The organism is Caulobacter sp. SRI_008 (assembly GCF_057586355.1).
The window spans coordinates 97829-110900 of record NZ_JBYCZS010000012.1 but is presented as its reverse complement, the minus strand read 5'-3'; the positions used below and the strand labels follow the sequence as shown (position 1 = coordinate 110900).

At 69.7% G+C, this 13072-nt stretch carries 11 protein-coding genes; 5 read left to right on the top strand and 6 right to left on the bottom strand.

Features of this window, described 5'->3' with window-relative positions; genetic code table 11:
• Positions 1-61: 61 nt before the first annotated feature.
• The gene (locus AC2YHT_RS12730; RefSeq protein ID WP_487290163.1) at positions 62-751 is read right to left on the bottom strand and encodes a YiaD family glycine zipper/OmpA-like lipoprotein; all 690 of its coding nucleotides are present in this window, start codon (positions 749-751) and stop codon (positions 62-64) included.
• Positions 752-905: 154 nt separating this feature from the next.
• Between AC2YHT_RS12730 and AC2YHT_RS12725 the strand changes: the two genes are divergently transcribed.
• Positions 906-1841: an isopenicillin N synthase family dioxygenase gene (locus AC2YHT_RS12725; protein WP_110119871.1), complete on the top strand. Its 936-nt coding sequence runs from the start codon at positions 906-908 to the stop codon at positions 1839-1841.
• Positions 1842-1942: 101 nt separating this feature from the next.
• On the opposite strand, the gene AC2YHT_RS12720 is transcribed toward AC2YHT_RS12725, so the two are convergent.
• Together AC2YHT_RS12720 and AC2YHT_RS12715 are read right to left on the bottom strand one after the other, a co-directional pair.
• Positions 1943-3817 (bottom strand): ubiquitin-activating E1 FCCH domain-containing protein, encoded by a 1875-nt coding sequence (locus AC2YHT_RS12720; protein ID WP_487290162.1) that lies wholly within the window; start codon positions 3815-3817, stop codon positions 1943-1945.
• Between the two features lie 76 nt (positions 3818-3893).
• A complete protein-coding gene (locus AC2YHT_RS12715; protein ID WP_487290161.1) occupies positions 3894-4805 on the bottom strand; it encodes a LysR family transcriptional regulator in 912 nt (303 codons plus the stop codon).
• Between the two features lie 135 nt (positions 4806-4940).
• On the opposite strand from AC2YHT_RS12715, the gene AC2YHT_RS12710 reads away from it, so the two are divergent.
• Both AC2YHT_RS12710 and AC2YHT_RS12705 read left to right on the top strand, forming a co-directional pair.
• On the top strand, positions 4941-5936 hold the full coding sequence (locus AC2YHT_RS12710) for an aldo/keto reductase (RefSeq protein ID WP_487290160.1): 996 nt from the start codon (positions 4941-4943) through the stop codon (positions 5934-5936).
• A 74-nt stretch (positions 5937-6010) separates the two neighbouring features.
• Positions 6011-7366 carry a metallophosphoesterase gene (locus tag AC2YHT_RS12705; RefSeq protein ID WP_487290159.1) on the top strand — a complete coding sequence of 452 codons (1356 nt, stop codon included), beginning with the start codon at positions 6011-6013 and terminating at the stop codon, positions 7364-7366.
• Here AC2YHT_RS12705 and AC2YHT_RS12700 read toward each other — a convergent pair.
• Both AC2YHT_RS12700 and glmS read right to left on the bottom strand, forming a co-directional pair.
• Complete coding sequence (locus AC2YHT_RS12700; protein WP_487290158.1) at positions 7363-8325, bottom strand: DUF1176 domain-containing protein; 963 nt, start codon at positions 8323-8325, stop codon at positions 7363-7365. The genes AC2YHT_RS12705 and AC2YHT_RS12700 overlap by 4 nt on opposite strands.
• 69 nt (positions 8326-8394) lie before the next feature.
• Positions 8395-10215 (bottom strand): glutamine--fructose-6-phosphate transaminase (isomerizing), encoded by a 1821-nt coding sequence (gene glmS, locus AC2YHT_RS12695; protein WP_487290157.1) that lies wholly within the window; start codon positions 10213-10215, stop codon positions 8395-8397.
• Positions 10216-10409: 194 nt separating this feature from the next.
• On the opposite strand from glmS, the gene glmM reads away from it, so the two are divergent.
• Both glmM and AC2YHT_RS12685 read left to right on the top strand, forming a co-directional pair.
• On the top strand, positions 10410-11756 hold the full coding sequence (gene glmM, locus AC2YHT_RS12690) for a phosphoglucosamine mutase (protein ID WP_487290156.1): 1347 nt from the start codon (positions 10410-10412) through the stop codon (positions 11754-11756).
• A gap of 160 nt (positions 11757-11916) precedes the next feature.
• On the top strand, positions 11917-12069 hold the full coding sequence (locus AC2YHT_RS12685) for a hypothetical protein (RefSeq protein WP_487290155.1): 153 nt from the start codon (positions 11917-11919) through the stop codon (positions 12067-12069).
• A gap of 4 nt (positions 12070-12073) precedes the next feature.
• Here AC2YHT_RS12685 and AC2YHT_RS12680 read toward each other — a convergent pair whose 3' ends face one another.
• On the bottom strand, positions 12074-13045 hold the full coding sequence (locus AC2YHT_RS12680; RefSeq protein ID WP_487290154.1) for a LacI family DNA-binding transcriptional regulator: 972 nt from the start codon (positions 13043-13045) through the stop codon (positions 12074-12076).
• Positions 13046-13072: the final 27 nt, after the last annotated feature.

The window sequence follows — 13072 nt, the reverse complement described above, 5'->3', positions numbered from 1 at the left end:
GCGAAGGGCGGGGCGGCTGGTCAAGCCGCCCCGCCCTCGATCTGGCGTCCTGGCGCGTCGCTTACTGGGTGAGCGGGCGCAGGATGATCTCGACCCGGCGGTTCTGGGCGCGGCCCTCGGCGGTGTCGTTGGTGGCGACCGGCTGGCGCTCGCCCTGGCCGGCCACGAACAGGCGGTCGGGCAGAACGCGGCCGGGACCGGTCAGATAGGCGGCCACCGAGCCGGCGCGACGCTCCGACAGACCCTGGTTGTAGTCGTCCGGGCCGGTGGAGTCGGCGTGGCCGACCACGTCGATCGTGGTCTGCGGATAGGCGTTCAGGGTGCGGGCCACGTCGTCGAGCACGCGGGTGAACTGCGGCTGCACGTCCGACTTGTCGACGGCGAAGGTCACGTCGCTGGGCATGACCAGCACGATCTGGTCGCCGTTGCGGCGGATCGCGACGCCCGAGCCTTCCAGGCTGCGGCGGAAGTCGGCCTGCTGGCGATCCATGTAGGCGCCGGTCGCGCCGCCGGCCAGGGCGCCGATGCCCGCCCCGATCAGGGCGTTCTTGCGGCCCTGCTCGCCCTTGTTGGTGTTGGTCAGATAGCCCAGGGCCGCGCCGATGCCGGCCCCGGCCAGGGCGCCCGTGCCGGTGTTGTTGCGCACCGGCATGCCCGTGTACGGGTCGGTGGTGGTGCAGGCCGTCATGGCGCCGGCGCCGATCAGGAGGGCGCCCAAAGCGGCGGCGCGGAAGGCGGTCTTGTTGGTCATCTGCCGTCTATCCCGTGAAGTGTTCGATTAGCGGATGAAACGCACCCGTTATGGTCAAGTTCCGACAAACCACATGAGCGGGGGATGAACGGCCTTCGTTCCGCCGCCTCTTGGGTGTAGTAAGGCCCGTCTTACTAATATCCGAAGGCCAACCGTGTCCGCATCCGCCATCGAGCCCGTCTCGTTCACCCTCTACAGCAAGGACTTCGACCGCTTCTCCAAGGAGCTGGGCGCCTCGTTCGAGCGCTATGGCTTCGCGGTGCTCTCGGAATACGACCTGCCGCAGGACCGCATCGACGCGGCGGTGGACGACGCCAAGGCCTTCTTCGCCCTGCCGGTCGACACCAAGAAGCAGTACGCCGGGGTCAAGGGCGGCGCGCGCGGCTACATCCCGTTCGGGGTTGAGACCGCCAAGGGCGCGACGCACCACGACCTGAAGGAATTCTGGCACATGGGCCGCGACCTGCCGCCCGGCCACCGCTTCCGCGCCACCATGGCCGACAACGTCTGGCCGGCTGAGATCCCGGCCTTCAAGCATGACGTCAGCTGGCTCTACAACGCGCTCGACAGCATGGGCGGCAAGGTGCTGGAGGCGATCGCCACCTACCTGAAGCTCGACCGCGACTTCTTCAAGCCGACCGTCGAGAACGGCAACAGCGTGCTTCGCCTGCTGCACTATCCGCCGATCCCGCAGGACGCCACCGGCGTGCGCGCCGGCGCCCACGGCGACATCAACACCATCACCCTGCTGCTCGGCGCCGAAGAGGGCGGCCTGGAGCTGCTCGACCGCAACGGCGACTGGCTGCCGATCAACCCGCCGCCGGGCTGCATCGTCGTCAACATCGGCGACATGCTCGAGCGCCTGACCAACCACGTCCTGCCCTCGACCGTCCACCGCGTGCAGAACCCGCCGCCCGAGCGCCGGAGCGTGCCGCGCTACTCGACGCCGTTCTTCCTGCACTTCGCGTCGGACTACGAGATCAAGACCCTGCCCAACACCGTCACCGCGGAGAACCCGGACCGCTATCCGGAATCGATCACCGCCGACGAGTTCCTCCAGCAGCGCCTGCGCGAGATCAAGCTGGCCTGATCGGGCCGCCGAGGTCTCTGAAACGACGAAGGCCCCGTCCTCGCGGACGGGGCCTTTTTCATGCGCGCTTCGAGGGGCGCCGCTCGCCCGCTGCTCGCCTGCTACTGGGCGATCCGCAGCGCCGATATCTGCTGGGAGATGGCCTTGAAGGCGGTCTTCAGCTCGGTGGCGTTGGCCGGGAAGTAGGCGTAGTCGCTGCTGGTGGCGCAGGCGCTGAGCATCGACTTGGCGGTGGCGTCGCTGCCGACGTCGAAGCCCACCGTATAGATGATGATGTTCTTGGCCTTGATCTTGGTGCACAGCGTCTGGGCCTGGGTGAAGGCGTCGCCGTTGGTGGCCGCGCAGTTGATGTGGTCGGCCGTGCCGCCCGAGCCCGAGCCGGCGTCCTTGGCGATCACGCCCTTGCAGTAGTTGGTGTTGAAGGCGCCGTCGGTCATCAGCACCACCACCTTCATCAGGTCTTCGGCGCCGTAGGCGGCCGGCTTCTGCGAGGTGTTGGGCCACAGGTACGAGAAGTTCGGCGAGACCATGTACCAGCCCCAGGCCAGGCCGATCTGGCCGGCCGTCGAGCCGCCCACCGCCAGGCCGTTGATCTGGGCCTTCAGGGCCGTCTTGTCGGTGCTCAGCGGGGTGATGACGCTGGTCGGGCAGGGGTTGGTCGAGCTGGCGCCATAGGTGGTCGAGGCCGGGTAGTTGCGGCCGACCAGCGAGGTGCTGGGCGCGTCGTCGGTATAGGCGTAGGTGCCCGTGCGCTCGGTGGCGCAGGTGCTGATCGGGAAGCTCTCGCTGGTGCTGCTGGCGCTGGTGAAGTTGAAGAAGGCGCAGCTGATGTCCGAGCGCGCGGTGCTGTAGCACGAGCCCGTGCCGCCGGTTCCGGCGGTGGTGTACGAGGTGCCGACGATGTTGGTGTCGAAGGTCGTCGTGGTCTTGTAGGTGATCGTCGGCTTCTGGCTGTTCAGGGCCGTCATGCCGCTGATGCCGCTCAGCAGCACCTGGTCGCCGGTCTGGAAGTTGTGCGTCGAGGCCGTGGTGATCACCACCGAGCAGGTCGAGGTCAGGCACTTGTAGATCGTGCCGGCCGAACCGGTGCTGGTGATGCTGCTGCTGGGCGTGACCTTGAAGGTGGTCGTCGACGGCACGCTGGTCACGGCCAGGATCTTGGAGTTCAGATAGCTGGAGCCGGTGCCGGTGATGTAGACGTAGTCGCCCACCGCCAAGCCGTGCGTGGCCGAGGTGGTGATCGTCGTCGGCGAGCCCTTGGTGTAGGCCGAGATGGTCTTGGTGGCGCTGTACCAGGCCGCGCTGCTCAGCGTGCTGGACGGAACGGCCCCGCGCACGCTGTCGGCATAGGTGCTGACATTGACGCCGATCGAGTACGGCACGATCGCGGCCTTGGAATAGTAGGGCGTCTGCACGTCCTGCACGACGGTGTCGATCAGGTCGGCGGCGGCGGTCTTCAGGGCGCCGATGCGGCTGGTGCCGTCCATCGAGCCGGTGATGTCGAGCACCAGGGCTACTTCCAGGTTCTTCGACGAGCGCACGACGTAGGACTTGGCGCTGGTCACCAGCGGCTTGTTGTTGTTGATCAGGCCCAGGATGATTGGCGAGATCGAGATCGAGGCTTCGCCGATGACCTCCTTCTTGGAGTCGACGTAGAACTTCGACGTGGCCGTGGTGGAGCCGAGCTCGGCCTTGAGGGCCGCGCTGCCGGTCGCCGTCAGAGTGCTCTCGTCGGTGGCGGTGGTGCGCGCGGCGATCAGGGTCGCGGCGTCCAGGGCGTCCTGCAGGCGGCGGCGCTCCAGGCTCATCCGGCTGACGTCGACGACGCCGAACACCAGGATCGACAGCGGCAGGATGCTCAGGGCCACCCAGACGGCGATGCCGCCGCGCGTGTTCGAACCGAGGCCGCGCAGGCGCGTGGCGACACGGGCGAACGCCCCGCCCAGGCGGGCGGCGAAGCGGCTGTGGACGGTCATCGGCGGAGTGCCCCTCGTTCTATCGCCTGGCAGCATGACAGCCGACGGTGAACAGGCGGCAAACGCCGGAGAAGATTCAATTTCCCGCCAGGCTCGCCGTTCTGCGGGCCCGCAGGAAGTCGACGAAGGCCCGTAGCGGGGCCGGCATGTGCCGCCGGCTGGGGTAGTAGAGGAAGGGTCCGTCGAAGGGCGGGTTCCAGTCCTCCAGCACCGGGACCAGCCGGCCGGCGGCCACGGCCGGGGCCAGCAGGCCCTCGAAGCTCATCACCACGCCCAGCCCCTCCTCGGCGGCGCGGATCTCCAGTTCCGACGACGAGGTGACCAGCGGTCCCTCCGGCGAGACGCGGATGATCTCGCCGTCCTTCTCGAATTCCGGAACGATCATCGCCCCACTGGGAAAGCGGTGGCGGATGCCGGGCATGGCCAGGAGATCGCGCGGATGGCGGGGCGTTCCGTGGCGGGCCAGGAAGTCCGGCGAGGCCGCGGCCTGGTAGCGCTCGGGACCCGACAGCGGCACGGCGATCATGTCCTTCTCCAGCCGCTCGCCGTAGCGCACCCCGGCGTCGGCCCCGGCCGCCAGCACGTCGACGAAGCTGTCCTCGACGATGATTTCCAGCGTGACGCCCGGATTGGCGCGCAGGAACGGGCCGATCAGTTCGCCCAGCGACAGCTTGGCCGCCGCGCCCGGCACGTTCAGCTTCAGGGTTCCGGTCGGGCTGTCGCGGAACTGGTTCACCGCGTCCAGCGCGCCGGCCACCTCGGCCAGGGCGGGTGATAGGCGCTCCAGAAGGCGCTCGCCGGCCTCGGTGGCGGTGACGCTGCGGGTGGTGCGGTTGAGCAGGCGCACGCCCAGCGCCGCCTCCAGCCGCCGCACCGCCTCGCTCAGCGACGAGGCCGACACCCCTCGACCCACGGCTGCGCCGCGAAAGCTGCGGGCCCGGGCCACGGCGGCGAAAGCGTCGAGATCGGCGAGGTCGGGGCTGGCCATTGTGCGAATTTCCGAACGGCTCGTGCGTGAGTGAGCGGATTATCGCACAGGTCGCGCGACGGCATAGTCGCCTCGTCAAACACCGCGGCGCTCGGGTCTCCCCAACCGAGACCGCCCCGCACGAAGGAGATCGCCATGCGCACCCTCAAGCTCGGAACCACCGGTCCCGCCGTCTCGGCCCTCGGCCTCGGCTGCATGGGCATGTCCGACCTCTACGGCCCCGCCGACCGGGCCGAGAGCATCGCCACGATCCACGCCGCCCTCGAGGCCGGGATCACCCTGCTCGACACCGGCGACTTCTACGGCATGGGCCACAACGAGATGCTGATCGCCGAGGCGCTCAAGGGCCAGGACCGCGACAAGGCGCTGATCAGCGTCAAGTTCGGCGCCCTGCGCGGCCCCGACGGCGCCTTCCTCGGCTACGACAGCCGGCCCAAGGCGGTGAAGAACTTCCTGACCTATTCGCTGCGCCGCCTGCAGGTCGACCACATCGACGTCTACCGGCCCTCGCGCCTGGATCCCGACGTGCCGATCGAGGACACCATCGGCGCCCTCGTCGAGCTGCGCGACGCCGGCTACATCCGCCATATCGGCCTGTCGGAAGTGGGCGCCGACACCATCCGCCGCGCCGCCGCCGTCGCCCCGATCAGCGACCTGCAGATCGAATATTCGCTGCTGTCGCGCGGCATCGAGGAGGCCATCCTGCCGACCACCCGCGAACTGGGCATCTCGATCACCGCCTATGGCGTGCTGTCGCGCGGCCTGATCAGCGGTCACTGGGACAAGACCGCCCAGCCCGCCGCCCGCGACTTCCGCGCCCACTCCCCGCGCTTCCAGGGCGAGAACCTCGACCGCAACCTGGCCCTGGTCGAGACCCTGCGCGGCGTGGCCCAGGCCAAGGGCGTGTCGGTCGCCCAGATCGCCATCGCCTGGGTCGCCTCGCGCGGCGACGACATCGTCCCCCTGGTCGGCGCCCGCCGCCGCGACCGCCTGTCCGAAGCCCTGGGGGCGCTCGACGTCGTGCTCGGCGCGGACGACCTGGCCGCCATCGAAGCGGCGGTGCCCAAGGGCGCGGCGGCCGGTGAGCGCTACGCCCCGGCGATGATGGCGCACCTCGACAGCGAACGCTGACCCGCCAAAGCCTGGTTGGCGCCCTGCCTGGAGCGGTCTAGGCAGGGCGCCGACAAGCATAGGGCGAGGCGAGCATGACCGGGTTCAATCGGCGGACGGTGTTGGGCGGGGCGACCGCGAGCCTGGCGCTGTCGCTCGCCCCCGCGGCCTTGGCCGCCGCCGGCAAGGCCAGAGTGCTGATGCTGTCGGATCTGCACTCGGCCTACGGGATCATGCCGGCCCTGCTGGAGGCCATGCGCCGCATCGTCCGCCGTGACGCCACGCCCAGCCTGATCCTGCTGAACGGCGACCTCTTCGAGGCCGGCAACGTCGTGGCCAAGCGCAGCGACGGCGAGCTCGACTGGGCCTTCCTGGAAGCCGTCGCCAGGCTGGCGCCCACCGTCATCAACATCGGCAACCACGACGCCGACCTGGTCGAGGACATCGCCGCCGCCGCCGAGCGCGCCAGGGCGCTCGGCATCACCGTGGTCAGCAACATCGTCGACAAGCGCACCGGCCGGCCGATCGCCTCCTCGCGCGCCACGCTCGACCTCGGCTTCCCGGTGCATCTGGTCGGCTGGGCTACCAACTCGATCGACACCTATCCCAAGGCGATCCGGCCCGACCTGTCGATCCCCGCCCCGACGCCCTGGGCGCAGGCCAATCTGCCGTCCGCCCCGCCCAGCGACGGCCTGCTGGTGGTGATGAGCCACGCCGGCCTGCCCGCCGATCGGCCGCTGCTGGCTGGCCTGCCCGACCGCACCCTGTTCCTGGGCGGTCACAACCACCTGACCGTCGAGCACGCGCAGGGGTCCAGCCGCTACGTCCACACCGGCGCCTGGGGCCAGCCCCTGACGGTGGCCACGATCGACCGCGCCCGCAAGGCCGACCCGATCCGCATCTCCCGCGTCGTCGTCGATCCCAACGGCCCGGCCGATCCGGTCCTCAAGCGTCACGTCAAAGCGGTGCTCGCCGCCCGCCTGCAGCCCGAGGAGCGGGCGGTGGTCGCCAGCGTGCCCAAGGCCCTGTCGCTGGGCGACAGCGGCCGCAAGGTCGCCGGCCTGATGGCCAGGGCGGCCGGCGCCGACGTCGGCTTCATGGGCCACACGACCATGGGCATGGGCCTGCCGGCCGGCGAACTGACCCGCTACGCCTACGACTCCGTGGTCCGCTTCGACGGCGTGATCATGAAGGCGGAAGTCGATGCGGCCACCCTGGCCGACATCCTGTCGCGCACCGACCAGGATCGCGGCTTCCCGTTCGACAGGCTGACCGGCGACTTCGCCTACGCCAGCGGTCCCACGCGTCCCGACAAGACCCATCTGACCATCGTCACCACCGACTGGTGCGCCGGCCGCCAGAAGGAATATTTCGGCCGCGAGGACCTGGTGTTCAGCAAGACCGACCTGAAGGTGAAGCCTTCGATCCTGGCGGGGCTGGCGGCGGGCTAGCGCTCCTCGACCATGGCCCGGAACGAGGTCGGCCAGTCGGTCTCGTCCATGCCGATGCACTCAGCCGAGGCGTCGCGGATCAGGGCCAGGCGCTGGCCGTCCCACACCCAGTCGCGCCGCTGCCCGCAGCCGTAGTAGCGGTTGTCGCGGAACACCGCCGTCAGCACCCGCGTCTGGTAGTCGAAGGTGACGTTGGTCAGCTCCGGGGCGCCGCCGGTGGGGGCGTCGCCGAAGGCCGGCAGCGGCAGCAGCCGGCCGGCGTCGTCGGTCATGTGCAGCTTGGCGTCTTCGTTGATCGACACGCCGCTGCAGTTCGACACCCACAGGATCTTGTTGAGCGACAGGCGGACGATGGCGAATTCCGACAGGGCCTCGCAGGCCTTGGCCACTTCGGGCGGCGTCGATGGCAGGTCGGCCGAGGGCGGCGCGGTCGGGCGGCGCACGATCGGCGGCGAAGCGGCCACGCCGGGCTTGGCCCGCGACCAGGCCAGGGCCGCGCCGGCGTCCTTCAGGGCGATGGTCGCCGCCGGCCACGGATCCGAGGTCAGGCCCAGCTTCAGGCTGGCCCCGGCCTTCAGGGCGTCGAGCACGCGCTGGATCTCGGCGTCGTCATAGAGCACCGCCCGCGTCGATGGGCGGTTGGCGCGGCCGGGCAGGGTCGCCGCCCACAGTTTCGCGCCGGCCTTGTCGGCGATCTCGATCTTCAGCAGGCCCTCCGACGGGCGCTGCGAGCGCACCCCGGCGCCGAACACCAGCCGCCGGCCGCCGGCGGTCTCGGCCAGCAGCACGTAACCCGGCTGGGCCAGGGTCTCGCCCGCGCCCCAGGTCGAGCAGCCGACGGCGTCGCACAGCCCATGCCAGTTGGCGGCGTCGTACGCCTCGGCCGCGCGGGCCTGCGCCGCCGCTCCGAACAGGACGACGGGCGCCAGCACCGCCGCCAGCCAAGGTCTGTCGATCATCGAAGCACGCCCCCGGAAAACATTCCGGGAGTAGAGTCTTTGGCCGCTTCTGCCGTCAAGCGTGCGACGCTATTCCACCGTCACCGACTTGGCCAGATTGCGCGGCTGGTCGACGTCCGCGCCCTTGATGACGGCGACGTGGTAGGCCAGCAGCTGGATCGGGGCCGACATCACCAGGGTCGAGACCAGCGGATCGCTGGCCGGGGCGGTGACCACCACCTTGGCGCCGGCCGGGGCGTGCTTCACGCCTTCGGTGTCGGTGATGAAGATCACCTGGCCGCCGCGCGCCATGACCTCGCTCATGTTCGAGGCCGACTTTTCAAACCAGCTGTCATGGGGTGCCAGGATGACGATCGGGGTCTTGTCGTCGACCAGGGCGATCGGGCCGTGCTTCAGCTCGCCGGCGGCGTAGCCCTCGGCGTGGATGTAGCTGATCTCCTTCAGCTTCAGCGCGCCTTCCAGGGCCAGGGCCGACATCGGGCCGCGGCCCAGATAGAGCACGTCGCGGGCCTTGGCGACGTCGGCGGCGATCTCCTTGATCGCGCCTTCCAGGTGGATGGCCTCGGCGATCAGGCGCGGGGCCTCCAGCAGCACCTTCACCAGGCGCTGTTCCTCGGCCGCGTCGATGGTCCCGCGCGCCTTGGCGGCGGCCACGGCGATGGCGGTCAGCACGCTGACCTGGGCGGTGAAGGCCTTGGTCGAGGCCACGCCGATCTCCGGCCCGCAGTGGATCGGCCAGACCACATCGACCTCGCGGGCCATGGTCGATTCCGTGGCGTTGACGACCACGGCGCTCTTCATGCCCTTGGCCTTGCAGTAGCGCAGGGCCGCCAGGGTGTCGGCGGTCTCGCCCGACTGCGACATGGCCACGACCAGGGCGCCCGGCCGCAGGGCCGGCTGGCGGTAGCGGAACTCCGAGGCGATCTCGACGTCCACCGGCAGGTCGGCCAGCTGCTCGATCAGGTACTTGCCCACGACGCCGGCGATGTAGGAGGTGCCGCAGGCGACGATCTGGATGCGCTCCAGCTTGGCCCAGTCGACCTCGCCCGGGATGGCGGTCTTGCTGGTCAGGGCGTCCACATAGGCCGCGATGGTGCGCTGGCACCCCTCGGGCTGGTCGTGGATCTCCTTTTCCATGAAGTGGCGGTAATTGCCCTTCTCCATCATCACGGCGCTGGCCGGCACCACCCGCACGGGACGGGTCACCGCCGCGCCCGAGGCGTCGAAGATCCGGGCGCTGTCGTGGTCGAGGGCCACGTAGTCGCCCTCGTCGAGATAGATCACCCGGTTGGTGAACGGGCCGACGGCCAGAGCGTCCGAGCCCAGGAACATCTCGCCCTGGCCTTCGCCCACCACCAGCGGGCTGCCGCGGCGGGCGCCCAGCACCAGGTTCTCGGCCCCCTCGATCAGCACGGCCAGGGCGTAGGCCCCGGTCAGGCGGTCGAGCGTGGCCTTGAAGGCGTCCAGCGGGGCCAGGCCCGTGGCCAGCTCGGCGTCGATCAGGTGGGCGATCACCTCGGTGTCGGTGTCGCTGGAGAAGGTGCGGCCGGCGGCGGCCAGCTCGGCCTTCAACTCGGCGAAGTTCTCGATGATGCCGTTGTGCACCAGGGTGACGCGGCCGGCCGAATGCGGGTGGGCGTTCTTCAGGTTCGGCTCGCCGTGGGTGGCCCAGCGGGTGTGGCCGATGCCGGTGGTGGCGGTGAGAGGCTCGGCGGCCAGCACCTCTTCCAGGGCCTTGATCTTGCCCTTGGCCCGGCGGCGTTCGACGCCTGTTCCCACCACGCCCGCTATGCCGGCCGAGTCGTAGCCCCGGTACTCGAGCCGCTTGAGGCTCTCGACCAGACGCTCGGCGACGGAGGCCTTACCGACGATGCCGATGATGCCGCACATGGGACATGATCCTTTGTAGAACGCGCCGGGAAGATTATTGCTACCCGTACGGGATATTTCGAGCGCGGCCTTTAGCACTCGCGCAGGGACCGGCGACGTAAATCTGCATTTCGGATCGTTTCGCGGTCCAGACTCCGCACCGGCGAGGCTCTATATGGGCCGCGCAAGTTCACTTAAGCGACATGAAGACCCCCATGAGCAAGCGCGCCTATTTCGGCACCGACGGCATCCGCGGCCAGGCCAACAAGCACCCGATGACCGCCGAAGTCGCCCTGCGCGTCGGTTTGGCGGCCGGCAAGCTGTTCCGCTCGCAGGACGACCGCCGCCACCTGGTGGTGATCGGCAAGGACACCCGCCTGTCGGGCTACATGATCGAGCCGGCCCTGGTCGCCGGCTTCACCAGCGTCGGCATGGACGTGCGCCTGTTCGGCCCGCTGCCCACCCCGGCCGTGGCGATGATGACCCGCTCGATGCGCGCCGACCTCGGCGTGATGATCTCGGCCTCGCACAACAATTTCGCCGACAACGGCATCAAGCTGTTCGGCCCCGACGGCTACAAGCTGTCGGACGAGCAGGAGCTGAAGATCGAGGCCCTGATGGGCGAGGGGCTGCAGGAAGGCCTCGCCGCCCCGCGCGATCTTGGCCGCGTCAAGCGCATCGACGACGCCCAGGCCCGCTATGTCGAGATCGTCAAGGCGACCTTCCCGCGTCACCTGTCGCTGTCGGGCCTGCGCATCGTCGTCGATTGCGCCAACGGCGCGGCCTACAAGGTCGCCCCCACCGCCCTCTACGAGCTGGGCGCCGAGGTCATCAGCCTGGGCGTCGATCCGGACGGCACCAACATCAACGAGGAATGCGGCTCGACCCATCCCGACGCGATGGCCAAGCTGGTCCGTGAGTACCGCGCCGACATCGGCATCGCCCTGGATGGCGACGCCGATCGCCTGGTGATCTGCGACGAGAAGGGCCTGATCGTCGATGGCGACCAGATCATGGCCATCATCGCCGGCGCCTTCGCCCGGGCCGGCAAGCTGAAGGCCGGCGGCGTCGTGGCCACCGTGATGTCGAACCTCGGCCTCGAGCGCTCGCTGAAGGACCTGGGCCTGACTCTGGAGCGCACCGCCGTGGGCGACCGCTACGTCATGGCCCGTATGCGCGAGGGCGGCTTCAATGTCGGCGGGGAGCAGTCGGGCCACCTGATCCTGTCGGACTTCTCGACCACGGGCGATGGCCTGATCGCCGCCCTGCAGGTGCTGGCCGTGATGATCGAGACCGGCCAGCCGATGAGCGCCCTGGCCCGTCAGTTCGAGCCGGTGCCGCAGCTGCTGGAAAACGTCCGCTTCGCCGGCGGCAAGCCGCTGGAGGCCAAGACCGTGAAGGAAGCCATCGCCGACGGCGAGGCCGCCCTCAACGGCAATGGCCGCATCGTCGTACGGGCTTCGGGCACCGAGCCGCTGATCCGCATCATGGCCGAGGGCGACGACCCGGCCCTGGTGCGCAAGGTGGTCGGCGACATCGCCTCGGCGGTGAAGGCCGTCTGACGCCATTTCACGTGCGTTCGCACTAAGTTGTCGAAAAATGGGCGAAAATTCGCCCACAAGGCGACGGCTCAGGTTGTGTTTCGTCAGTTTCGTGACATCGTCGAGTCCGTGGTTAACGGCGCGAGCCCCCACAGCGCCGGGCCACGGGAGGATGTTCCAGGTGTTCCACACGCAGGATACGCGGCCCGTCGCCGCGCCCGGACTTTTGCACAGCCGCGACTTCCGACGCGCTCTGTTCTTGGGCGGCGTGCTCAGCAGCGCCTTCTGGCTGGCCACGGCCTGGCTGGCGGGGCGGCTGTTCCTGAACTTCTGAGCGTCTAGTCCGAGGCCCGCCCGACCAGGGCATAGTCTTCGAGGACGTCCGCCGGCTCGTCCGTGCGCCGCCGCAAGGCGTCCAGCAGCAGATCCAGCGCGCGGCCGGTCATCCGGTCGATCGGCTGGCGCACCGTCGTCAGCGGCGGCCACACGCGGGTGGCCAGCAAGGTGTCGTCGAACCCGGTGACGGCCAGATCGCGCGGCAGCGACAGTCCCCGGCGATGGGCGACCCACAGCGCGGCGGCCGCCATGTCGTCATTGGCCGCGACGATAGCGTCCGGCGGCTCGGCCAGGGCCAGCAGCCGTTCGGCCGCGGCCAGGCCCGACTCGAAGGTGAAGCGGCCTTCGATCACCCTGTCCTTCGCCAAGTCCAGTCCGTGGGCGGCCAGCGCCTCGCGGCAGCCCAGCAGGCGCTCGACGCTGTCGGAATGGTCCTGCGGCCCGGCGATGATCGCGATCCGCTTGCGTCCCCGGGCGATCAGCCGCTCGGTCATGGCGCGCGAGGCGGCGCGGTTGTCGATCCGGACGGTGAACATGTCGGGCAGGGGCGCGGCCGTGGCGATCGACGCCGCCGCCAGGCCCAGGGCCCTGAATTCGACCGAACCGCTCAGCACCGTGTCGAACGGCGGCAGCAGCAGCAGGGCGTCGGCCCCCGACCTCTGGAGCGCGCGGGCGGCGTCCATCGCCTCGCCCGGGGTGGCGGCCTTGCGGGCCATCAGCTGAAGGCCCCGCTCGGCGCTGGCCACGGCCGCGGCGGCCAGCACCGCGTCGATGAACATGCTGTCGACGCCGGCGTAGAGCAGGCCGATCCTGGCCGGGGTCGCGCCGACCAGCCGCCGGGCGGCCGAGTTGGGCACGTAGCCCAGGGCGTTGATGGCCGCCAGCACGCGCTCGCGGGTCTCGCGGCTGAACTTGCCGGTGTCGTTGAAGACGTTCGACACCGTCATGGCCGAGACACCGGCGTGGGCGGCCACCTCCTTGATCGTGACCTTGCCGCCCTC

Bases quoted from the DNA above. Each gene is read 5' to 3' on its own strand.
- AC2YHT_RS12700 (WP_487290158.1), bottom strand. From the start codon at position 8,325: ATGATCGACAGACCTTGGCTGGCGGCGGTGCTGGCGCCCGTCGTCCTG.
- AC2YHT_RS12730 (WP_487290163.1), bottom strand. From the start codon at position 751: ATGACCAACAAGACCGCCTTCCGCGCCGCCGCTTTGGGCGCCCTCCTG.
- glmM (WP_487290156.1), top strand. From the start codon at position 10,410: ATGAGCAAGCGCGCCTATTTCGGCACCGACGGCATCCGCGGCCAGGCC.
- AC2YHT_RS12710 (WP_487290160.1), top strand. From the start codon at position 4,941: ATGCGCACCCTCAAGCTCGGAACCACCGGTCCCGCCGTCTCGGCCCTC.
- AC2YHT_RS12715 (WP_487290161.1), bottom strand. From the start codon at position 4,805: ATGGCCAGCCCCGACCTCGCCGATCTCGACGCTTTCGCCGCCGTGGCC.
- glmS (WP_487290157.1), bottom strand. From the start codon at position 10,215: ATGTGCGGCATCATCGGCATCGTCGGTAAGGCCTCCGTCGCCGAGCGT.
- AC2YHT_RS12705 (WP_487290159.1), top strand. From the start codon at position 6,011: ATGACCGGGTTCAATCGGCGGACGGTGTTGGGCGGGGCGACCGCGAGC.
- AC2YHT_RS12720 (WP_487290162.1), bottom strand. From the start codon at position 3,817: ATGACCGTCCACAGCCGCTTCGCCGCCCGCCTGGGCGGGGCGTTCGCC.